The 20,421-nt window shown below is 68.1% G+C and carries 19 protein-coding genes and 1 pseudogene; 4 read left to right on the top strand and 16 right to left on the bottom strand.

Going from position 1 to position 20,421, the window contains the following annotated elements; translation table 11 throughout:
* Nucleotides 1-78: 78 nt before the first annotated feature.
* The 3 genes from rimM to rpsP are packed head-to-tail and all read right to left on the bottom strand — an operon-like array spanning nucleotide 79 to nucleotide 1,436.
* Entirely contained in the window at nucleotides 79-708 is a 630-nt protein-coding gene (gene rimM, locus PKE84_RS16710; RefSeq protein ID WP_271178383.1) for a ribosome maturation factor RimM, read from the bottom strand.
* Nucleotide 709: 1 nt separating this feature from the next.
* Nucleotides 710-946: an RNA-binding protein gene (locus PKE84_RS16705; RefSeq protein ID WP_271178382.1), complete on the bottom strand. Its 237-nt coding sequence runs from the start codon at nucleotides 944-946 to the stop codon at nucleotides 710-712.
* A 4-nt stretch (nucleotides 947-950) separates the two neighbouring features.
* A complete protein-coding gene (gene rpsP, locus PKE84_RS16700) occupies nucleotides 951-1,436 on the bottom strand; it encodes a 30S ribosomal protein S16 (protein WP_271178381.1) in 486 nt (161 codons plus the stop codon).
* A 183-nt stretch (nucleotides 1,437-1,619) separates the two neighbouring features.
* Between rpsP and PKE84_RS16695 the strand changes: the two genes are divergently transcribed.
* Both PKE84_RS16695 and PKE84_RS16690 read left to right on the top strand, forming a co-directional pair.
* Nucleotides 1,620-2,753 (top strand): glutamate--cysteine ligase, encoded by a 1,134-nt coding sequence (locus PKE84_RS16695; protein ID WP_271178929.1) that lies wholly within the window; start codon nucleotides 1,620-1,622, stop codon nucleotides 2,751-2,753.
* A gap of 127 nt (nucleotides 2,754-2,880) precedes the next feature.
* Complete coding sequence (locus PKE84_RS16690; protein ID WP_271178380.1) at nucleotides 2,881-3,582, top strand: SGNH/GDSL hydrolase family protein; 702 nt, start codon at nucleotides 2,881-2,883, stop codon at nucleotides 3,580-3,582.
* A gap of 13 nt (nucleotides 3,583-3,595) precedes the next feature.
* On the opposite strand, the gene ffh is transcribed toward PKE84_RS16690, so the two are convergent.
* From ffh to ftsY, 3 genes are read right to left on the bottom strand one after another with little or no spacing between them, the layout of a single operon-like run.
* Nucleotides 3,596-5,176, bottom strand: a complete 1,581-nt coding sequence (ffh, locus tag PKE84_RS16685) for a signal recognition particle protein (protein ID WP_271178379.1) — start codon at nucleotides 5,174-5,176, stop codon at nucleotides 3,596-3,598.
* A 56-nt stretch (nucleotides 5,177-5,232) separates the two neighbouring features.
* The gene (locus tag PKE84_RS16680; RefSeq protein ID WP_271178378.1) at nucleotides 5,233-5,736 is read right to left on the bottom strand and encodes a DUF2004 domain-containing protein; all 504 of its coding nucleotides are present in this window, start codon (nucleotides 5,734-5,736) and stop codon (nucleotides 5,233-5,235) included.
* A 9-nt stretch (nucleotides 5,737-5,745) separates the two neighbouring features.
* Nucleotides 5,746-6,621 carry a signal recognition particle-docking protein FtsY gene (gene ftsY, locus PKE84_RS16675; protein ID WP_271178377.1) on the bottom strand — a complete coding sequence of 292 codons (876 nt, stop codon included), beginning with the start codon at nucleotides 6,619-6,621 and terminating at the stop codon, nucleotides 5,746-5,748.
* Between the two features lie 30 nt (nucleotides 6,622-6,651).
* Here ftsY and PKE84_RS16670 point away from each other — a divergent pair, with 30 nt between their 5' ends.
* Nucleotides 6,652-7,473: a CHAD domain-containing protein gene (locus PKE84_RS16670; protein WP_271178376.1), complete on the top strand. Its 822-nt coding sequence runs from the start codon at nucleotides 6,652-6,654 to the stop codon at nucleotides 7,471-7,473.
* Nucleotides 7,474-7,525: 52 nt separating this feature from the next.
* Here PKE84_RS16670 and smc read toward each other — a convergent pair whose 3' ends face one another.
* The 6 genes from smc to PKE84_RS16640 all read right to left on the bottom strand — a co-directional run bounded on the left by smc (nucleotide 7,526) and on the right by PKE84_RS16640 (nucleotide 16,553).
* Nucleotides 7,526-11,125 (bottom strand): chromosome segregation protein SMC, encoded by a 3,600-nt coding sequence (gene smc, locus PKE84_RS16665; RefSeq protein ID WP_271178375.1) that lies wholly within the window; start codon nucleotides 11,123-11,125, stop codon nucleotides 7,526-7,528.
* Nucleotides 11,126-11,290: 165 nt separating this feature from the next.
* Nucleotides 11,291-12,004, bottom strand: a complete 714-nt coding sequence (locus tag PKE84_RS16660) for an ABC transporter ATP-binding protein (protein ID WP_271178374.1) — start codon at nucleotides 12,002-12,004, stop codon at nucleotides 11,291-11,293.
* Complete coding sequence (locus tag PKE84_RS16655) at nucleotides 11,991-12,899, bottom strand: ABC transporter ATP-binding protein (RefSeq protein ID WP_271178373.1); 909 nt, start codon at nucleotides 12,897-12,899, stop codon at nucleotides 11,991-11,993. The genes PKE84_RS16660 and PKE84_RS16655 overlap by 14 nt, the downstream gene beginning before the upstream one ends.
* Nucleotides 12,896-14,209 (bottom strand): branched-chain amino acid ABC transporter permease, encoded by a 1,314-nt coding sequence (locus PKE84_RS16650; protein ID WP_271178372.1) that lies wholly within the window; start codon nucleotides 14,207-14,209, stop codon nucleotides 12,896-12,898. The genes PKE84_RS16655 and PKE84_RS16650 overlap by 4 nt, the downstream gene beginning before the upstream one ends.
* The gene (locus PKE84_RS16645) at nucleotides 14,206-15,213 is read right to left on the bottom strand and encodes a branched-chain amino acid ABC transporter permease (protein ID WP_271178371.1); all 1,008 of its coding nucleotides are present in this window, start codon (nucleotides 15,211-15,213) and stop codon (nucleotides 14,206-14,208) included. The genes PKE84_RS16650 and PKE84_RS16645 overlap by 4 nt, the downstream gene beginning before the upstream one ends.
* Before the next feature lie 119 nt (nucleotides 15,214-15,332).
* The gene (locus tag PKE84_RS16640; RefSeq protein ID WP_271178370.1) at nucleotides 15,333-16,553 is read right to left on the bottom strand and encodes a branched-chain amino acid ABC transporter substrate-binding protein; all 1,221 of its coding nucleotides are present in this window, start codon (nucleotides 16,551-16,553) and stop codon (nucleotides 15,333-15,335) included.
* A 210-nt stretch (nucleotides 16,554-16,763) separates the two neighbouring features.
* Between PKE84_RS16640 and PKE84_RS16635 the strand changes: the two genes are divergently transcribed.
* Entirely contained in the window at nucleotides 16,764-17,852 is a 1,089-nt protein-coding gene (locus PKE84_RS16635; RefSeq protein ID WP_271178369.1) for a GNAT family N-acetyltransferase, read from the top strand.
* A gap of 196 nt (nucleotides 17,853-18,048) precedes the next feature.
* Here PKE84_RS16635 and mutM read toward each other — a convergent pair.
* The 4 genes and pseudogenes from mutM to PKE84_RS16615 form a co-directional block, all read right to left on the bottom strand.
* Nucleotides 18,049-18,960, bottom strand: a pseudogene (mutM, locus tag PKE84_RS16630) (bifunctional DNA-formamidopyrimidine glycosylase/DNA-(apurinic or apyrimidinic site) lyase); the annotation flags it as partial.
* On the bottom strand, nucleotides 18,938-19,669 hold the full coding sequence (gene rnc, locus PKE84_RS16625; RefSeq protein ID WP_271178368.1) for a ribonuclease III: 732 nt from the start codon (nucleotides 19,667-19,669) through the stop codon (nucleotides 18,938-18,940). The pseudogene mutM and the gene rnc, both read right to left, overlap by 23 nt.
* A gap of 10 nt (nucleotides 19,670-19,679) precedes the next feature.
* The gene (gene rpmF / locus PKE84_RS16620) at nucleotides 19,680-19,883 is read right to left on the bottom strand and encodes a 50S ribosomal protein L32 (RefSeq protein WP_271178367.1); all 204 of its coding nucleotides are present in this window, start codon (nucleotides 19,881-19,883) and stop codon (nucleotides 19,680-19,682) included.
* A gap of 2 nt (nucleotides 19,884-19,885) precedes the next feature.
* Complete coding sequence (locus tag PKE84_RS16615) at nucleotides 19,886-20,413, bottom strand: YceD family protein (RefSeq protein WP_271178928.1); 528 nt, start codon at nucleotides 20,411-20,413, stop codon at nucleotides 19,886-19,888.
* Between the last annotated feature and the right edge of the window lie 8 nt (nucleotides 20,414-20,421).

Genomic DNA, 20,421 nt, shown 5'->3' with positions numbered 1-20,421 from the left:
CCATCCCCCGTTCGGGGCAGCAGTGAGAACGAGAGAGCCCCCGCCGTCCGGCAGGGGCTCTCGGTGAGTCGCTCGGTGCTACTCGGTCGTTTCGCGAGTCCCGGGGGCGCCCGCCTCGGGTTCCGGGTCGTCATCCGGCACCTCTTCGAAGAGGCCCGTCGGCGGCGTCAGCGTCAGCGTGCCTGCCGCGAGGTCGACCTCGGGGACGATCGCCGAGACGAACGGGACGAGAACCTCGCCGTTGTCCGTCTTGATCGCCAGCAGGTCTTGCGCGGGCAGATGGTCGACCCGGGCGACGATGCCGACCTTGACACCGTCGCGGAGGGCGTCGAGCCCGACCAGCTGGTGGTCGTACCAGGCGTCGGCCTCATCCGGCAGCTCGCGCGGGTCCTGCGTCACCCAGAGGATCGCTTTGATGAGCGTCTCGGCCTCGGTGCGGTCGTCGACGCCCTTGAAGAACCCGACGGCGTGGCCGTTGTACCAGCGGAGCTCGGTGAGCTCCAGCGTCTTGCCGTGCCATTTCGACGCGGTCGGCACCTGCAGGGTGAAGACCGCGCCGGGGACGAACCGCTTCTCCGGCTCGTCCGTGTAGAGCTCGACCTTGATGGCGCCCTTCAGCCCGTGGGCTTTGTTGAGACGCCCGACGCGCAGCTGGGTCTGGTCGGAACGCGGTGACCCGTTCTGCGGCGGCAGCTTGTGGTCGGCCACCTCAGTTGTCGGTGTCGACGACGTCGACGCGAACGCGACGACCGTCTGCCAGCGCGCCCACGAGCGTGCGCAGCGCCTTGGCGGTGCGGCCGCTCCGGCCGATGACCCGGCCGAGGTCCTCGGGGTTCACACGAACCTCGAGGACCTCGCCACGGGGCGAACTCTTTGCAACGACGTGCACGTCGTCGGGGTGATCCACGATCCCCTTGACGAGGTGCGCGAGTGCGGGTGCGAGCAAGGTGTTACGCCTTCTCGCCGTCGGCGGCGGCTTCGGTGATCTCTTCAGCCTCGGTCACGACCTCGGCCTCGGCGGCCTCTTCGGCCTCGACCTCTGCCTCGACGACGGCCTCTGCCTCAGCAGCGACCTCGGCCGGCTTCTCGGCCTTGGGCTTGAGGACCGGCTTCTTCTTCTCGTCGGCCTGGAAGGCGACCTTCTCTTCCTTGACCTTGACGGTGCTCTTGGCGTTCTTGTCGCCCTTGAACTTGCCCCAGTCGCCGGTGAGCTTGAGAAGGGCCAGAACCTGCTCGGACGGCTGGGCGCCGACGCCGAGCCAGTACTGAGCGCGCTCCGAGTCGACCTCGATGACCGACGGCTCCTCGGTGGGGTGGTACAGACCGATCTCCTCGATCACGCGACCGTCGCGCTTGGTGCGCGAGTCGGCGACGACGATGCGGTAGTACGGAGCGCGGATCTTGCCGAGGCGCTTCAGACGGATTTTGACAGCCACAATTCTCCTGTGTTGTATGAGGTAATTTGACGAACTGACTGCCGTGAGCGTGGGGGCACACTCGGCAGGAGGTCTATGGTGTTCCACCGGACCTGATTAGAGGGTCGGGTACGACGGAACTCAACTAGCTATTCTGTCAGAAACGTGGGCCCTTTGAACAATCGGATGAACGGGACGACCAGCATGCAGATCGAATTCTCGGAATCCGAGCGCTCGACGGTGGGGATCGAGTGGGAGCTCGCGCTCGTCGACGCCTCGACCGGAGACCTCGTGCAGATCGCCCAGGAGGTGCTGCAGGAGCTCGGAACCGATGGCGAGGAGCATCCGCAGATCACCCACGAACTGCTGCTCAACACCATCGAGCTGGTGAGCCGCGTGCACCACACGGTGCCGGATGCGATCACCGACCTCCAGGAGCTCATCGGGCTCGTCCGAACAGTCACCGACCCGCTCGGCGTCGAGCTGATGTGCGCCGGCACGCACCCGTTCGCGCAGTGGTACGACCAGAAGGTCACGCCGAACGAGCGGTACGACCGCCTCCTCGACCGCACCCAGTGGTGGGGTCGCCAGATGATGATCTGGGGCATCCACGTGCACGTCGGCATCGACGACCGCGACAAGGCGCTCCCGATCGTCAACGGACTGCTGACCTATTATCCCCACCTGCAGGCCCTGAGCGCATCCAGCCCGTTCTGGGGCGGCGCCAAGACCGGCTACGCCTCCAATCGTGCACTCATGTTCCAGCAGCTGCCGACAGCGGGGCTCCCCTGGCAGTTCGGCAGCTGGACGAACTACGAGGAGTACGTTCAGGATCTCGTCACCACCGGCGTCGTGACCGACCACAGCGAGGTGCGCTGGGACATCCGGCCGTCTCCGCAATGGGGCACCGTGGAGATGCGCGCCTGCGACGGCCTCTCGACCGCCGACGAAGTGGGCGCGGTCGCCGCTCTGATCCACTGCCTCACCGACCGGATGTCCCAGCAGCTCGACGACGGCGTCGAGCCGGTCACCCTGCAGCCCTGGTTCGTGCGGGAGAACAAGTGGCGGGCGGCTCGCTACGGCCTCGACGCCGAGATCATTGTCGCTCCCGACGGCAGCGAGCGGCTGGTCTCGGATGCGCTGCGCGACCTGGTGGTCGACCTCGCTCCGGTGGCCGAGCGGCTCGGATGCCTGGCCGAGCTCGAGACGGTGGACGTCATCCTGCGCGATGGCGCGAGCTATCAGCGGCAGCTGGCGGTCGCCGAGGCGAACGGCGGCAGTCTGCAGGCGGTCGTGAGCTCGCTCACCCACGAACTCAGGGACGGCCTGCCCCGCTGACGGAGCGGCGCACAGCGCCCATCCACACCCGCACAGACGGCGGTTGACCGACCGGTTCACCCTCCCCCGCCCGACACGCCGTCGGATCCACAGCACTTACTCAGTTTCGGCGACGTACTCTCATCGCGTGCGTCTGTCTACCCGAAGCCTGCGCCTGGCCGTTCTGGCCGTCGCCGCAACCGCCACCATCGTCCTCGCCGGATGCTCGTCCGCGACCGTTCAGCGCCCCGTCGCCGCCGTCGGAACGCCGGTCGCCGCACCTCAGGGCGCACATGAGCCGCTGCTCGTCGCGATCGGCGACTCGATCGCGTTCGGCAAGGGCGTCGCCCGCGACGAGGCGTGGCCCGCTCGCGTGGCCGCGGCCCACGGCTGGCGCCTCACAGACCTCGCGGTCTCGGGGTCCGGCTTCGTCAAGAAGGGCTGGAACGGCACGACCTACCAGGACCAGGTCGACACGGCGCTCACCCTGCACCCCGACTTCATCCTGATCGCCGCCACGCGCAACGACCGCGACCAGAACCCCGCGCTCGTCGAGCAGAAGACCTCGACGATGCTGGATGCGCTCCGCCAGCAGTTCCCGAAGGTGCGCATCATCGGCACGACGGCGATCTGGGGGTCGGACACGCCGCCCGCTACGATCACGCGGGTCGACGCGATCATGAAAGAGGCCGTTCAGGGCGTCGACGGAACGTTCCTCGACGTCGGGTTCCCGCTCGTCGGGCACCGCGAGCTGTTGCAGGCCGATCAGATCCACCCGAACAGCGCCGGTCAGAAGGCCGTCGCGAACGTCATCGACTCCAAGCTGGCACCGCTGAACCTGGCCCTCTGACCGGCTTCGACGGCTAGCGGCCCAGGAACTTCTGCAGCGACGCGAGCTCTTCTTCGCTCGGTCCGCCCGGCTTGCCCGCTCCGGCTCCGGCGCCTCCGCCGAGTCCGAAGCCCGAGCCCGCCGCGGCACCCGTCGTGGGCTTGGCACCGGCCGCGATCGCTGCGTTCTCCGCCGCGCGCTTGGCCGGGTTGCCCGACTTCGAGCCCTTCTTCTTCGGCTGCTGCTTGCCGCGTCCGCCGCCGAACCCTGCACCCGGGATCGGACCCATGCCGGGAACGTTCGGAACGCCGCCCTTGGCCACGGTCTTCATCATCTTGGCGGCCTGCTCGAAGCGGTTCACCAGCTGGTTGACCTCGGTGACCGTGGTGCCGGAGCCCTTGGCGATGCGCAGGCGGCGCGAGCCGTTGAGGAGCTTGGGCGTCGTGCGCTCGACGGTCGTCATCGACTGGATGATCGCCTCGGTGCGCACGATCTCCTTCTCGTCGAAGTTGTCGAGCTGCTGCTTCATGGCGCCGGCGCCAGGGAGCATCCCCATCATCTTCTTGATGGAGCCCATGTTGCGCAGCTGCTGCATCTGCTTGAGGAAGTCGTCGAGCGTGAAGGTGTCGGTCGCGAACTTCTCGGCGACCTTGCGCGCCTCGTCCTCGTCGAAGGCCTCCTGCGCCTGCTCGATCAGGGTGAGGATGTCACCGAGGTCGAGGATGCGGCTGGCCATGCGGTCGGGGTGGAACGGCTCGAAGTCGTCGAGGCCCTCACCGGTCGACGCGAAGATGATCGGCCGGCCGGTCACCGAGGCGACCGACAGCGCCGCGCCACCGCGCGCATCGCCGTCGAGCTTGGAGAGGACGACACCGGTGAAGTCGACGCCGTCCTGGAACGCCTTGGCGGTCGCGACGGCGTCTTGACCGATCATCGCGTCGATGACGAACAGCACCTCGTCGGGGTCGACGGCCTTGCGGATGTCGGCGGCCTGCTTCATGAGCTCGGCATCGACGCCGAGACGGCCCGCGGTGTCGACGATGACCGTGTCGTACTGCTTGGTCTCGGCGAACTTCAGCGCGTCCTTCGCGACCCTGACCGGGTTGCCGACGCCATTGCCCGGCTCGGGCGCGTAGACGGGGACGCCGGCCTGCTCGCCCACGATCTGGAGCTGGTTCACGGCATTGGGACGCTGGAGGTCGGCGGCGACCAGGACGGGAGTGTGGCCGTCTTTCGCGAGCCACTTCGCGAGCTTGCCGGCGAGCGTCGTCTTACCGGCGCCCTGCAGGCCGGCGAGCATGATCACCGTCGGCGGCTTCTTCGCGAACTGCAGGCGGCGCTGCTCGCCACCGAGGATCGCGACGAGCTCCTCGTTGACGATCTGCACGACCTGCTGCGCGGGGTTGAGCGCCTTGTTGACCTCGTCGCTCAGTGCGCGTTCGCGCACCTTGCCGGTGAAGTCCTTGACGACATCGAGCGCGACGTCGGCGTCGAGCAGCGCGCGGCGGATCTCGCGCACGGTGCCATCGACATCGGCCGGCGACAGCTTGCCCTTGGTGCGGAGGTTTTTGAAGGTGTCTGCGAGGCGGTCAGACAGCGTTCCGAAAGTAGCCATGATCCAGCCAGTTTAACGGGAGGAATCTGTGAGCTCGCGCGATTTCGCGCCGAGCGTCACGAGTCGTGCGTGTCGATGTTCACCACGTCGCCGCGGATGTCGAAGCTCACGGTGAGCAGGGCATCCGTCTCGTCGGGCGCGATCGAGTAGTCGAAGGTCGCGAAGACCTCGTCCTCCTCGGGGTGATCGGGCTGGATGACCACGCGCAGCAGCTGCAGCGACCGCAGCACGTCGATCGCGATGTCGCCCGAGTTGTACACGAGGATGTCGAGCAGATCGTCGCCGAGCTTCTCGACGTGGTCGTCGATATAGGTGGTGGTGGCCGACTGGCGGGAGCTCAGCTCGGCGACGAGCGCATCGCGTGCGCGGGCGTCGAACCCCTCCATCGCCTGGATCAAGGCGGCGGCGGAGTCGAGCGCGAACTCCGTGACCGCCGACTCGTCGTCGGCCTGCAGCTCGACCTCGACGATCTGCTCGGAGAGGTCGGTGGAATCGCCCCAGGCGAGTCCGCCGCTCGCGGTCTCGTCGATGATGCCGAAGTACTCGTGTTCGATCGCCATGTCGCGCCCCTATCCCACCAGCTGCTGAGCGAAGACGTGCGGGGTGAAGCCGGTGAGGTCGTTGATGCCCTCGCCCTGGCCCACCAGCTTGATCGGGATGCCTGTCTTCTCCTGCACCGCGAGCACGAAGCCGCCCTTCGCCGAGCCGTCCAGCTTGGTGAGCACGAGCCCGGTCACGCCGGCGTGCTCGATGAAGGCTTCTGCCTGCGCGAGGCCGTTCTGCCCCGTCGTCGCGTCGAGCACCAGCAGCACCTCGGCGATCGGAGCCTGCTTCTCGACGACGCGCTTGATCTTGGAGAGCTCGTCCATCAGGCCGCCCTTGGTCTGCAGCCGGCCGGCGGTGTCGATGATGACGATCTCGGTGCCGTGCTGCTTGGCGTGCTCGACGGTCTGGAAGGCGACGGACGCCGGATCCTGGCCCTGCTGCTGGGGACGCACGATGTCGGCCCCGGCCCGCTCCGCCCAGGTCGCGAGCTGCTCGACCGCGGCGGCGCGGAAGGTGTCGGCCGCACCGACCACGACGGTGCGGTCGTAAGTGCGCAGGAACTTCGCGAACTTGCCGATGGTCGTCGTCTTGCCGACGCCGTTGACACCGACGACCAGCACGATGGCCGGACGCTCGGAGAGCTTGAGCGTGGTGTCGAGCTTCGAGAGGCGCTCCTCCAGGCTCTCGCGCAACATGCGCTGGAGGTCCGCCGGGTCGGTGGTGTGATAGCGGTCGACCTTGGCGCGCAGGTCGTCGACGATGGCCTCGGTGACGTCCGGGCCGAAGTCCGCGGTGATCAACGCCGTCTCGAGATCGTCCCAGGTGGTCTCATCGATCGTCTTCTTCGAGAACATGCCGCGGAGGGCGCTCGACAAAGACCAGGGGGTGCGTTCTGCCATAGGAATCACCCTAGTTGTTACGGTGTGACCATGTTCGCTCTCGTCTCCCTCTCCGCTGAGCTCGCGGAACAGCTCGTCGCCGTCGAGACGGGAGGAGACGACGCCGTGCATCAGGCACGCACGCGGGTGCGGCGCATCCGCAGCGTGCTCAGCGTCTACCGCCGCGCCTTCGTGGAGGAGGACGCGCAGGTGATGCGCGCCCGCCTCCGTCGGCTCGGCAGCGCGCTCGGAGAGACGCGGGATCTCGAGGTACGCGCGAAAGACCTCGAAGACCTGCTCGCGGCGGAGACCGCACCCGATGTGGTGGATGCCGTGCTCGGCTTCGCCCAGGACGCCAGGCGGGCATACGACGCGTCGCTCGCCGGCCTCATCCGGCGGCTGAACGGTCGCGCGCACCGCCGACTGCTTGCCGACCTCCAGGCGTTCGCCGCCCGACCGCCGCTGCGCAAACGCGGCAGGAAGCATCCGAACCGTGTCGCCAGGAACGGAATGGAGAAGGCGGCACGCCGCGTGGCGCGTGGGGACCTCGACTCGCTCGAGAAGCTCCACGAGCTGCGCAAGTCGGCGCGCCGGCTCCGCTACGCCGCCGACGCCGTCTCGGACACGCTCGGGCGGGACGCGGTGCGCATCTCCTCGGCCGCCGAGACCCTGCAGGATGCCCTGGGCGACCACCGCGACCTGGTGCTGCTGGCGAGCCATCTGCGGGCGCGGGCGGCGGAGACAGAGCTCAGCGCATCCGCGGCCGCCGGGATCGCCCGGCTCGCCTCCGACAGCGATGCGCGTGCGGAGACGATGCTCGAGCCGGTCCCCTCGCTGGTCGACGCCGTCGCTGCCGCCGTCGACGCGGTCTGAGCGGACCGGCGACCGCGGACCGCGGATCGCCGATCGCGGAACGCCGACCGGCTTAGGAGGCCTTCTCCTGCGCGACGCGCTGGCCGACGACCGCCGACACGCCGTCCTGCCGCATGGAGACGCCGTAGAGGGCGTCCGCGATCTCCATCGTGCGCTTCTGGTGCGTGATCACGATCAGCTGGCTCGACTCGCGCAGATCCTCGAAGATCGTCAACAGCCGGCCGAGGTTCGCGTCATCGAGCGCGGCCTCGACCTCGTCCATGATGTAGAACGGGCTGGGGCGCGCCTTGAAGATGGCGATCAGCAGCGCGACGGCGGCGAGCGACCGCTCACCGCCCGACAGCAGCGAGAGCCGCTCGATCTTCTTGCCTGCCGGCTTCACCGACACCTCGATGCCGGTGGTCAGCAGGTTCTCCGGATCGGTGAGGGTGATGCTGCCGGTACCGCCCGGGAAGAGGATCGGGAACACGTAGGCGAACGCCTCGCGCGTGTCCTCGAAGGCCGACTCGAAGATGATCTGCATCTTCTCGTCGATCTCCTCGATGATCGTGAGGAGGTCCTTGCGGGTGTTCGTGAGGTCGGTGAGCTGCTCCGTCAAGAACTTGTGACGCTGCTCCAGGGCGGCGAATTCTTCGAGGGCGAGCGGATTGACGCGTCCGAGCTGGGCGAGCTTGCGCTCGGCGGAGGCCAGCCGCTTCTGCTGCTGCTCACGGTTGAACGGCATGGTCTCGACCTCGGCGGCCGGCTCGTCGCCGTACAGCTGGTCCGCTGCGTCGTCATTTCCGGCAGCATCGGCCTCGGCAGCATCGTCTGCTGTCGGGGCGGCCGCGACCGGAATCGGCACCTCCGGGCCGTACTCCGCGACGAGCACATCCTCGACGAGCCCCAGTTCGCTGCCCGCCCGCTCGAGCAGACCGGAGAGATGCAGCTTCTTCTCGTAGATCTGCAGTTCGAGGCCGTGCACGCTCTCGGAGATGGTCTGCAACCGCTCGCGCAGCGCGTTCTCCTCACGCCGCAGCCCTGCGAGCTCCTCGTTCTGGCTGGCACGCCGGGCCTCGGCCGTCGCGAGCTCGACCCGCGCCTGAGCGACCGAGCGGTCGGCGGAGTCGAGCACCGCGGGGAGCGCCTCGAGCACGCGGGTGGCGGCATCGGTCTGCCGTCGACGGATGACGGCGCGGCGGGCGGCCTCCTCCGCTGCGGCACGTTCGGCCTCGAGCTGCCGGGCGATGGCCTCTCCCCTGGCCTGCTCCGCGCGCACGCGCTCCTTGGCGGTCTCGACGGACAGCCGCGCCTCGACCTCGGCCTCGCGAACCGCGTCGAGCTCCGCCGAGAGCGCATCCCGTGCACTGACGTCGAGGATCGGTCGCGGGCGTGAGCGTGCGGTCTCGAGTTCGGACTTCGCCTTCTCTGCGGCGGCCTCGGCCTCCGCAACGCGCTCACCGGCCAGCGCCAGCGCCGACGAGAGGCGCTCGAACTCGGCCTGCGAGGCCTCGAGCTGCACCTTCAGCCGGTTGAGCTGCTCGGTCTGCGCCGCGAGCCGGGCGTCGAACTCGCGAAGCGCACCGAGTGCGGCCTGCGACTGCTCCTTGGCCACCTGCAGCACGCCGCGCTGCTCGGCGAGGGCGAACCGTGCCCGGTCGATGAGCGAGGTGACCTCGCCCAGCCGGTCGTCGGCCGCATCCCGGTCGGCGATCAGTTCGATGCGGCTCTGCTTCGCGCCGGAGCCACCGCGCAGAACGTAGTCGGTGAGCACCTCACCGGTCTTGGTGATGATGGTGACCGGACCGCCGAGCCCGCGCGCCGCATAGGCGGCACTCGCAGCACGTGCCGCATCGAGATCGTCCGCGATCGCGGTGAACGCGAGGATGCCGAGCACGCCACCTGGCGCGTCGACGACCGAACGGGCGGCGACCACGCCGTGCACGCCGCTCAGGTCGACCTCTGGCGCCGACGCGTCCGCCATGATGACCTCGACGCGGCCCAGGTCGTCGGCGGACGCGCGGGCGACCGCCTCGAAGGCGCGCTCGCTGTCGTCGGCGAGCACCGCATCCGCCAGGGACCCCAACGCCGCGGCGATCGAGGCCTCGTAGCCGGGATGCACGCGGATGTGCTCGGCGACGAGACCGCGCACGCCGGGAAGCCGAGCGGCGACCAGGGCGGCGGAGCCGTCCTTCTGGTCGAGGGCCTGGGAGAGTGCGCTGGTGCGGGCGGCGAGGGCGTCGCGCTCCCGCTCGAGGGTGTGCAGCTCCTCGCGGAGCCGTTCGATCTCGCCCTCGGCCTCGAACACGTCGGCCTGGGCGAGCTCGTAGGCCTCGTCGAGGTTGCTCTCCCCCGCATCCGCCGTCGCGGCATCGGCCTCGCGGGCGGCGAAGTCGGCGCGTGCCTTCTCCCGGCGCTCCGTCGCGGCGTCGAGCGCGTTCTGCTGGCGGAGCACCTCGCCGCGCACCGCAGCGAGCCGCTGCGCGGCAGCGTCGGCCTGGCCGCTCAGCTTGGAGATCTCGAGATCGTGCCGGGAGACGAGCGCGCTCTGCGCGGCGATCTCCTCATCGACGGAGTCCAGTCGGGAACGCGCACTCCTGGTCGCGGCCTGCGACGCCACCCACGCGGCCTCGGATTCGGTGACGACCGTTCGCAGCCGGGCGACCTCGTCACGGGCATCCTGGACCATCTGCGGGCTCACGCTCGGTCCGGCATCCGGTGCGTCGGCCTGGCTGCCCAGCAGGGCGAGACGCTGGTTGGCCATCGTGTAGAGGTTGCGCAGGCGCTCCTGCACCGACTCGAGACCGAACGCGGTGCGCCGGGCGACATCGACCTCGTCGCCCACCTGGGCCTGCTCGAGCCGGGCGACGCGCAGCTGCTTCTGCTCGAGCTGCTCCTGCAGCACGATGCGCTCGCTGTGCCGCTCCGACTCGGTGCGGCCGTGGTCGTCGAGAGCGGTGCGCAGCGCGACCACCTCGTCGGCCAGCAGGCGCGCCCTGGCATCCCGGACGATGGCGGCGATGGACTGGGCCTCGCGTGCGATCTCTGCCTGGTGCCCGAGCGGCTTGAGCTGGCGCCGGATCTCCCCGGCGAGGTCGCTCAGGCGGGTGAGGTTGGTCTGCATCGCCTCGAGCTTGCGGAGCGTCTTCTCTTTGCGGCGGCGGTGCTTCAGGATGCCGGCGGCCTCTTCGATGAACCCGCGGCGATCCTCCGGGCTCGCGTGAAGGACGGCGTCGAGCTGGCCCTGCCCGACGATCACGTGCATCTCGCGGCCGAGACCGGAGTCGCTGAGCAGTTCCTGCACGTCGAGCAGGCGGCAGGTCGAGCCGTTGATCGCGTACTCGCTGCCGCCGTTGCGGAACAGGGTGCGCGAGATCGTCACCTCGGAGTACTCGATGGGCAGCGCGCCGTCGGAGTTGTCGATGGTGAGCGTCACCTCGGCACGGCCGAGGGGCCCGCGGGTGGACGTGCCGGCGAAGATGACGTCCTCCATCTTGCCGCCGCGGAGGGTCTTCGCCCCCTGCTCGCCCATCACCCAGGCCAGGGCGTCGACCACGTTGGACTTGCCGGAGCCGTTGGGCCCGACGACGCACGTGACGCCTTGTTCGAAGGCGAAGGTCGTCGGTTGAGCGAACGACTTGAAGCCCTTGAGCGTCAGGCTCTTGAGATACACCCGCCGCCCGTCCCTTCTCGCGTCCAGCAGCTTGCCTGCGCCAAATTTACCCGACCGCGTGCCGTTCGCCCGCCGCGCCCCGCTCGCACACGCAAACGAGTCCGGGAGAAATCGGCGCTCCGATGTGCGGAGGCGCGATTTCTCCCGGACTCGATGGCGGCGGGGTCAGCCGACGCCGAGGTACGCCTCCTTGATGGCGGGGTTGGCGAGCAGCTCGCGGCCCGTGCCGGAATGGGTGATCGAGCCCGTCTCCAGCACGAAGCCCCGGTTCGCGCGAGCGAGCGCCTGGTTGGCGTTCTGCTCGACGAGCAGGATGGTCGTGCCCTGCGCGTTGATCTCGCTGATGATCGAGAAGATCTGCTTGATGAACTGCGGGGCGAGCCCCATCGACGGTTCGTCGAGCAGCAGCAGGCGCGGCGCCGACATCAGCGCGCGGCCGATGGCGAGCATCTGCTGCTCGCCTCCGGACATCGTGCCGCCGACCTGCGTCTTGCGCTCCGCGAGTCGCGGGAACAGCGAGAAGACCCGGTCGAAGTCGGCGGACATCCCGCTGCGGTCCTTGCGGCCGAACGCGCCCATGTCGAGGTTCTCGAGCACCGTCATGCCCGGGAAGATGCCCCGGCCCTCGGGCGCCTGCGAGATGCCCTGGACCACCCGGATGTGCGCCTTCATCTTGGTGATGTCGGTGCCGTCGAAGGTGATCGTGCCCTTCGACGGGTTCAGCAGGCCCGAGATCGTCTTCATCGTGGTCGACTTGCCGGCTCCGTTCGCCCCGATGAGGCTGACGATCTCGCCCTCGTCGACGGAGAACGACATGTCGTGGATGGCCTCGATGCGCCCGTACGCGACGCTCACGTTCTTCAGCTCAAGCAACGTCATCTTCAGGCTCTCCCAGGTAGGCGGCGATCACGCGCGGATCGTTGCGGATCGCGGTCGGAACATCGTCGGCCAGCTTGCGGCCGAACTCGAGCACCACGATGCGGTCGGTGACGCCCATCACCAGGCGCATGTCGTGCTCGATCAGGAGCACGGTGTACCCATCGGCCCGGATGGTGCGGATGAGGTCCATCAGGTCCTCTTTCTCCGCCGGGTTGAAGCCGGCCGCCGGCTCGTCCAGGCAGAGCACCTTGGGGTCGGTCGCAAGGGCGCGAGCGATCTCGAGGCGGCGCTGGTAGCCGTACGGGAGCTGCCGGGATGCGGTGTTGGCCAGGTCGGCGATGCCGACGAACTCCAGCAGCGCCATCCCGCGCTCGATCGCGCTCTTCTCCTCGCGGATGTGGCGCGGGCTCCGGATGAGCGCGCCGGGCACGCTCGTGCGGTGCCGCGCATCCAGCCCGACCACGACGTTCTCGAGCGCGGACATCTCGCCGAACAGGCGGATGTTCTGGAACGTGCGCGCGAGACCGAGCCGGGTGATCCGGTGCTGCTTCTGACCCTTGATCGACTTGCCTTCCAGCAGCACGTCGCCGCTGGTCGGCTTGTAGACGCCGGTCATGGCGTTGAAGCAGGTGGTCTTGCCCGCGCCGTTCGGCCCGATCAGGCCCAGGATCTCGCCGCGCTTGATGTCGAAGCTGACGTTGTCGAGGGCCAGCAGCCCGCCGAACTTGACGGTCAGGTTCTTCACCTCGACGATGCTGTCGCCCACCTCGACCGCGATCTCGCGGTCGGGGGCGGCCGCAGCGGCGACCTCCAGGTCGATGCCCGCATCGGTCAGCAGTTCGGCGTCGGCTCCGGGGGCGAGCGCGTCGCGTGCGGCTTCGTCGTCGGCGGTCATGATGCGCCTCCCTTCGGTGTGGTCGGATCGGTCGGATCGGTCGGGTCGGTCGGGTCGGTCGGGTCGGTCGGACCGTTCCCATCAGTCGGTGCGGTCGGTGCGGCCGGGGCGGCCGGGGCGGGTGCCTCAGGAGACGCTCCAGCCGCCGTCGCAACCGCCGGCGCCGGCGCATCCGGTTTGTTCACCAGGTACTCGTACGCATGGCGACCGTAGGCCAGCAGTCGCTGCTTGGCCGGCACAAGGCCCTTCGCCCGGAAGATCATCAGCACCACGAGCGCGACGCCGAAGATCAGGTACTTGTAGTCGGCGATCGCGGTGAACCGCAGCGGCAGGTAGGCGACGATCGCGCCACCGAGCAGCGCGCCCACCTTGTTGCCGGTTCCACCGAGCACCACTGCGGCGAGGAAGAGGATCGAGGTCTGAACGTCGAACTTCTGGTTGTTCACGAAGCCGACCTGCCCGGCGAACAGCGCTCCGGAGAGACCGCCCACCGCCGCACCGATCGCGAACGCCCACACCTTGTACTTGAACGTGGGCACGCCCATGATCTCGGCGGCGTCCTCGTCCTCCCGGATGGCGATCCAGGCGCGGCCGACGCGGCTGCGCTCCATGTTGCCGACCAGCAGCAGCACGATGATGATCACGCCGAGCGTCAGCCAGTACCAGGGCACGCCATTGGAGTTGGCGAAGATCGGGATGCCGTCCGCGTTCTCGCCGGGCGGGTGCCCGACGTTCTGGAAGCCGACCTGCCCCTTCAGCGCCGGGATGATCGTCGCCAGGATGCGCACGATCTCACCGAAGCCGAGCGTGACGATGGCCAGGTAGTCGCCGCGCAGACGCAGGGTCGGCACGCCGAGCACGACGCCGAAGAGCATCGCGACCGCCATGGCGACCGGGATGGTCCACAGATACGGGATCTTGACGAACGGCGAGTCGGGGCTGGTCAGCATGGCCGCGGTGTACGAGCCGACCGCGAAGAAGGCGACGTAGCCGAGGTCGAGCAGACCGGCGTAACCGACGACGACGTTCAGGCCGACCGCGATGAGCGCGTAGACCGCCATGCTGAAGCAGGCGAGCGCCCAGTCGTTGCCCGGCTCGGTCGTGAGCGGGAAGAAGTTGAGGTACGGGAGCGCGAAGGCGATGGCGACCACGATGAGCATCCACAGCCACTGGATCTGCCGTGGCAGACCGTTCCAGCGGTCGCGGAAGCCCTGGAAGGGGCCTCCCCTGCGGGCGCGCGCCTCTGTGGCGTCCTCCGCCTGTTCGCTTCTGGCGTCCGGCAGGACGCGGGGTCCGTCTGTGGTGCTCATGCTCTGCTCCTCCCCAGTGAGGTACCGAGGATTCCCGTCGGCCGCACCAGCAGCACGAGGACGAGCACCACGAAGGCGATCACGTCCGTCCACTGGGAGTCACCGAGCAGGATCTGTCCGTAGTTTCCTATCAATCCGAGCAGCAGTCCACCCAGGAGCGCGCCCCGGATGTTGCCGATGCCGCCGAGCACCGCGGCCGCGAAGGCCTTGATGCCGAGCACGAAGCCGCCGGTGTAGATCACACCGGAGGGAACGAGCATCACGTAGAAGAGGGCGGCGGCGCCGGCCAGGAGACCGCCGAGCACGAAGGTGATCACGATGATGCGTTCCTTGTTGACGCCCATCAGTGTCGCGGTGTCGGGATCCTGCGCGACGGCCCGGATGCCGCGGCCGGTGCGGCTGCGGCGCACGAACATGTCCGTCAGCACCATGAGCACCACAGCGGCGATCACGATGATCAGCGACTGGCTGTTGATGATCGTGCCGAACACGTCGAACACCGCCACCGGACGGAACATCGTCACGGCCGGCTCGGCGTTCGCACCGCGGATCACGAAGATCGCGGACTGGATGGCGAACGAAGCGCCGATGGCCGTGATGAGGAACGCCAATCGTGGCGCGTTCCTCCGGCGTAATGGCCGATAGGCCACGCGTTCGAGGAGGAACGCGGTGACGGCCGATGCCAGCATGCCGACGATGAGGGCGAGCAGGATGTCGCCGATGATCGCGGCTATCCCGAGGTTCGGGATGGAGGGGCCGAAGCCCAGCGAGGTGAGAGTGATCACGACGCCGTACGCGCCGATGATGAACACCTCGGAGTGCGCGAAGTTGATCAGGTTGAGCACGCCGTACACGAGGGTGTACCCGACGGCGATCAGACCATAGATGGCCCCGAAGGTGAGGCCGTCGAAGGTCGCGCTCCAGAAGTTCTGTACGAGGGATTGGACATCGAAGTTGATCCACGAATTGTCTAGGACGGGGTGGATTGCGAGCAGTTCGAGCATTCAGGCATCCAGATCGAGTGGGAAGGGATCGACGTTGATCCGATCGGATTGCGGACAGGTGGAACGCAGGATGCCGCGGGTCGCGAGTCGGCGACCCGCGGCATCCTCAGTGTCGTGCGCTATCCGATGGTGCCGATCGGAACGATCTTGCCGTTCTCGACCTTGTAGCCGTAGACCGTCGGAGCCTGCAGCTCACCCGTGGAGTCCCACTTGTAGTGCTTGCTCAGTCCGTCCTTGTCGTAGGACTTCACGAAGTCCTTCAGGTCGGCGCGGGTCGTCTTGCCCTGGTCGATGCCCGAGAGCAGCACGGTCGCGGCGTCGTAACCCTCGATGGAGTACGTGCCGGGCTCGGCGCTGGCGAGCGTCTTGTAGTCCTTCTCGAAGTCCGGGATCAGCTCACCCGGGATGCAGGGGCAGGTGAAGTACGCGTTGTTGGACGCGTCGCCGGCCAGCTTGATGAACTGGTCGTCCTTCACTCCATCCGGTCCGACGAACGTTCCGGTGAAGCCCTTGCTCACGAGCTGCTGGTCGAACGGTGCACCCTCGGCGTAGTAGCCCGAGTAGTAGACCGCGTCCGGCTTCGCGTTGATGATCTTGGAGACCACCGCCGAGAAGTCCTTCTGACCGGTCGTCACCTTGTCGGTTCCGACGAGCGCGTCGCCGAGAGCCTTCGAGGTGGTCGTGGCCAGGCCGATGCCGTAGTCGGAGTCGTCCTGGACCAGGTAGACCTTCTTGGCCTCCAGCTTGTCGGTGAGGAACTTCGCCGCCGCCGGGCCCTGCACGGCGTCATTGCCGAGGCCGCGGAAGAAGGTCGTCCACCCGTTCTTCGTCAGGTCGGGGTTGGTCGCAGACGGCGTGATGTGAACCAGGCCCTGCTGCTCGAAGATGTTCCCCGTCGCCTTCGACTCGCCCGAGAACGGGAGACCGATGACGCCGATGATGTCCTTCTCATTGACCGCCTGGGTGACCGGGCCGGTCGCCTTGTTCGGGTCGCCCTCGGTGTCGAACTTCTTGAATGCGACCTGGCAACCGGAGTTGGCCTGGTTGTGCTGGTCGATCGCGAGCTGGACACCGTTGTAGATGTTGATGCCGAGCTGGGCGTTCGGGCCCGTCTCCGCTCCGACATAACCGATGGTCAGGCCGGCAGGACAGGTGGCCTTGCCGTCGCCGGCGGGCAGAACCGCGTCCTTGGGCGTGTCGACCGAGGTGATGGCCGGGATGTCAACCTTCCCGGAACTCGACGTCGACCCGCCGGTGGATGCCTGGTTGGCACACCCCGCCAGGAAGAGCGCGACCGCCGCTGCAACGGCCGCACCTGTGATGACTTTCTTTCGTAACATCTTCTGCCTCTCGACGTGAATCCGTTACGAAGCGGCGTAGTTGCCGCTTCGCACCACGAATATGTGTGCCGAGACTACATGCAATGCAACTAATCGCAACCAACATTCGCGCGCAGATTTACACGATTGAAACCAAAACGATTCGCTCTGTTCACAGCTCGGGCACCGGAATAGGCTGGGAATCCCCAGTGCACGAGGAGGTGCCGGCGGATGCGCCCGACTGCTCCACCGACCATCGCCGAACTCCCGATCCCGGCGCGGATCGGGACGCCGGAGTCCGCCGCGTTCGAAGAGATGGTCGCCGTGATGAACGGGGTCGCCGTCGCCCTCTGGCACAACGACGACTTCGTGTACACGGCGGAGGCGGAGCTGGCGTCGTTCCAGGCGCGCGAGTTCCACGACAAGATCGTGTTCGTCGCCGTCGTCGACGGTGTGATCGTCGGGCGGGTGGTGGTCGACTTCCCGCTGGAGGAGGACGCCGTGACTGCCACCCTCCTCGTCGACGTCGTGCCGGGGATGCGCGGGCGCGGCATCGGGTCGGCGCTGCTGGCCCACGGTGAGGAGTTCGCGGCCGACGGCGGCCGCACCGCCGTCTCGGCCTACACCGAGCATCCGGCCGCCACCCTGCACGACGGCCCGGTCGTCCGCGCCGAGGTCGGAACATCCGCTCTCCCGGCCGACTCCCCCGACGTCCGCTTCGCCCTCCGGCACGGGTACCGTCTCGGCCAGATCGAGCGCTCGAGCAGTCTCGCGCTCCCGCTCACCGCCGATCGACGGGATGCCCTGCTTACCGATGTCCGCACGCATTCGCGGGACTACCGCACGGTCAGCTGGTGGAGGTCCGCGCCCGGCGACAGGGTAGCCGCCTTCGCCGCGCTCAAGGAGCGCATGACGGTGGACGTGCCGCAGAGCGGCATCGCGCTCGACGACGAGGAGTGGACGGCCGACCGCGTGCGGCAGCACGAGGACGAGCTGATCGCCCGGGGAGAGCCGCTGCTGGTCACGGTCGCCGAGCATGTGCCGTCGGGCGCGTTGGTGGCGTACACCGAGATCGCCGTGCCCGACGACGGAGACAAGGCCGAGCAGTACGACACGCTGGTCGCGACCGACCATCGGGGGCACCGGCTCGGCACGCTCGTGAAGCTCGAGAATCTGGAGCGCCTCGCGGAGCGCGCGCCGCACATCCGGCGCCTGCTCACCTGGAACGCCGACGAGAACGCGCCGATGCTGCGCGTCAACGACGCGTTCGGGTTCGAACTGCACGGGCTGACCGGCAACTGGCAGAAATCGTTGGACTGACGCCGACCCGGGCGACCGGCCACAATTCCGGAACTCCCGCCCGACACGCCGCGATATCCGGCACTACTCCGGAAGTCCGACCCGTGAGGTCCCCCGGCTTCCGGAGTTTGCGGGCTCCCGGGACGGACGCGGCGGGAGCAGCGGGCGCGGCGGGAGCAGCGGGCGCGGCGGGAGCAGCGGAGGCGTCAGCAGCCGTGGCCGGGGTGGCACGCGGGCGACGCAGTTTCTGGCAGTGGGGACAGAAGTGCGACGAGCGGTTCATGAACTGCTCGCGCACGATGAGCGTGCCGCACCGCGGGCACGGCTTGCCCTCCTGTCCGTACGCGTTGAGGCTGTGCGAGAAGTAGCCGGAGGCGCCGTTGACGTTCACGTACTGGGCGTCGAAGCTCGTGCCGCCCTCGGCCAGCGCCTTGGCGAGCACCAGGCGCACCTCGCTCAGCAGTGTGCGGATCTTCGCTCGGCTGAGGCTGCGCACCGGCTGCTCGTAGTGCAGCTTCGCCGCCCACAGGGCCTCATCGGCGTAGATGTTGCCGATGCCGCTGATCAGCGACTGATCGAGCAGCGCACGCTTGATGCCGGTGTTCTTGCGGCCGAGAGCGGCGGCGAAGGAGGCGTCGTCGAACGCCGGGTCCAACGGATCGCGGGCGATGTGCGCGACCTGGGCCGGGACGAGCGCGTCGTCGGTGCCGAGGCCCCCTGGCGCGCCATCCGCTGTCGGCACCAGCTTGTCGACCGCCATGGAGCCGAAGATCCGCTGGTCGACGAAGTTCACCCAGAACTCGCCGTGCAGCGGATGCTCGATGTGCAGCCGGATGCGCAGGAGTCCGGTCTCGACGACGCCGGGCTCGCGCAGCAGGATCTGGCCGCTCATCCCGAGGTGCGCGACGATGGCCTGGGTGCGACCGTCGAGCGGGATCCAGAGGAACTTGCCGCGCCGAACGGGCGTGGACATGGTGCGCCCGGTGAGCAGCGACTCGAAGTCGCCGGCGGACGTGTCGTGACGGCGCAGCGAACGGGGCTCGAACACCTCGACGCCGAGGATCGTCGCCCCCGTGACGGCCGGAGCGAGCCCGGCCCGGACGACCTCAACCTCGGGGAGCTCGGGCACGTCGCTTGGTGAGTTCGGTCCACGCGGTGAGCGCGGCGGACATCTCGGCCTGCTTCTTGCTCGTGCCCTCGCCCGTCGCCGTCACGAGGTCACCGACCTCGACCGTGGCGTGGAAGGTCTTGCTGTGGTCGGGGCCGCTGTTGGTGACCGTGTAGACGGGAAGGCCGGCTCCGCGGTGCGCTGCGGCCTCCTGCAGGCTCGTCTTGGGATCCATGGCCGCGCCGAAGCGCGCCGGATCGTCGAGCAGCGGCTCGACGAGACGCAGCACGAGCGCCGTCGCCTCATCACCGCCGAGATCCAAGTACGCCGCACCGATGATCGCCTCGACCGTGTCGGCGAGGATCGAGGCCTTGTCTCGGCCGCCGCTCTGGTTCTCGCCGCGGCCGAGCAGGAGGTACTCCCCCAGCCCGATGCTGCGCGCGACCTGGGCAAGCGCGACCGAACTCACCAGGCTGGCGCGGCGCTTCGCGAGGTCGCCCTCGTCGAGTCCCGGGTTCTCCCGGAACAGCTTGACCGTCACCGCCTGACCCAGAATCGAGTCGCCGAGGAATTCCAGGCGCTCGTTGTTCGGGATGCCGCCGTGCTCGTACGCGTAGGAACGGTGGGTCAGCGCCAACTCGAGAAGCTCGGGGTCGATATCGACTCCGAGCTTCTCGGTGAGTGCGGTGCGGTCGGTACTGCCCTTGTTCAGAGACGTCGTTCCGGCCATCGTGCCGAAATCAGACGTCGGCGACCTTGCGGCCCTTGTACTCGAGGAACAGGGCGGTGCCTGCGGAGTCCTCGACGACCTTGGCGCGGTGCGGCAGGCTGTAGGTGACCTTGCCACCCTCGATGGTCTTGACGAGCGTGGGGACCTCGGCCTTCCACTGCGAACGACGAGCGTGCGTGTTGGCGCGTGACTTCTTCCGCTTCGGAACAGCCATGACTATCTCTCTTCTCTGTTTCTGTCGATGTCGGCAGGAACATCCTGCGTCAAGGTACTGGCGGGACCAGCACCGGTGTCGGAAGCCTGGAAAGCCGCAAGCGCAGACCACCGCGTATCGGTGGTTTCCTGGGGTTTGCGGTCCGGTACATCCGCCAGCCGTTCTCCGGTCTCGGGGTCGAGTCCGGGGCAATCTGGCCGGCACACCGGCTGAAACGGCAGTGCCAGCACTACCGCGTCCCTGATCAGAGGTTCAAGATCCACGTGGTCGTCGTGAACCTCAAAATCAAAAGCTTCGTCAGAAGAATACGCGAAAAGCTCCTGGAAATCGACTTCGACAGGCTGAGCGATGTCGATCAGGCAGCGTCCGCACACCCCGACGGCCTCACTCGTGAGCTCGCCGGAGACCAGGATGCCCTCGTGCATCGACTCCAGCCGGAGGTCGAGATCGATGGTCGCACCCTCGGGAACGCTCAGCAGCCCCTCGCCCAGCTTGTCGGCCACGGGCAGCACGATGGTCTGCTCGCGCATCTCCCCCG

This window comes from Leifsonia poae, assembly GCF_027921845.1.
GTDB lineage: Bacteria > Actinomycetota > Actinomycetes > Actinomycetales > Microbacteriaceae > Leifsonia > Leifsonia poae.
Note: the sequence above shows the minus strand (reverse complement) of the source record. Positions and strands in the feature narration are given on the sequence as shown.

What these genes read in the sequence shown, in the direction of transcription:
- PKE84_RS16695 (WP_271178929.1), top strand. Translation starts at nt 1,620, where the DNA reads ATGCAGATCGAATTCTCGGAATCCGAGCGCTCGACGGTGGGGATCGAG.
- ffh (WP_271178379.1), bottom strand. Translation starts at nt 5,176, where the DNA reads ATGGCTACTTTCGGAACGCTGTCTGACCGCCTCGCAGACACCTTCAAA.
- PKE84_RS16680 (WP_271178378.1), bottom strand. Translation starts at nt 5,736, where the DNA reads ATGGCGATCGAACACGAGTACTTCGGCATCATCGACGAGACCGCGAGC.
- ftsY (WP_271178377.1), bottom strand. Translation starts at nt 6,621, where the DNA reads ATGGCAGAACGCACCCCCTGGTCTTTGTCGAGCGCCCTCCGCGGCATG.
- PKE84_RS16670 (WP_271178376.1), top strand. Translation starts at nt 6,652, where the DNA reads ATGTTCGCTCTCGTCTCCCTCTCCGCTGAGCTCGCGGAACAGCTCGTC.
- PKE84_RS16660 (WP_271178374.1), bottom strand. Translation starts at nt 12,004, where the DNA reads ATGACGTTGCTTGAGCTGAAGAACGTGAGCGTCGCGTACGGGCGCATC.
- PKE84_RS16655 (WP_271178373.1), bottom strand. Translation starts at nt 12,899, where the DNA reads ATGACCGCCGACGACGAAGCCGCACGCGACGCGCTCGCCCCCGGAGCC.
- PKE84_RS16650 (WP_271178372.1), bottom strand. Translation starts at nt 14,209, where the DNA reads ATGAGCACCACAGACGGACCCCGCGTCCTGCCGGACGCCAGAAGCGAA.
- PKE84_RS16645 (WP_271178371.1), bottom strand. Translation starts at nt 15,213, where the DNA reads ATGCTCGAACTGCTCGCAATCCACCCCGTCCTAGACAATTCGTGGATC.
- PKE84_RS16640 (WP_271178370.1), bottom strand. Translation starts at nt 16,553, where the DNA reads ATGTTACGAAAGAAAGTCATCACAGGTGCGGCCGTTGCAGCGGCGGTC.
- PKE84_RS16635 (WP_271178369.1), top strand. Translation starts at nt 16,764, where the DNA reads ATGCGCCCGACTGCTCCACCGACCATCGCCGAACTCCCGATCCCGGCG.
- rnc (WP_271178368.1), bottom strand. Translation starts at nt 19,669, where the DNA reads ATGGCCGGAACGACGTCTCTGAACAAGGGCAGTACCGACCGCACCGCA.
- rpmF (WP_271178367.1), bottom strand. Translation starts at nt 19,883, where the DNA reads ATGGCTGTTCCGAAGCGGAAGAAGTCACGCGCCAACACGCACGCTCGT.
- PKE84_RS16615 (WP_271178928.1), bottom strand. Translation starts at nt 20,413, where the DNA reads ATGCGCGAGCAGACCATCGTGCTGCCCGTGGCCGACAAGCTGGGCGAG.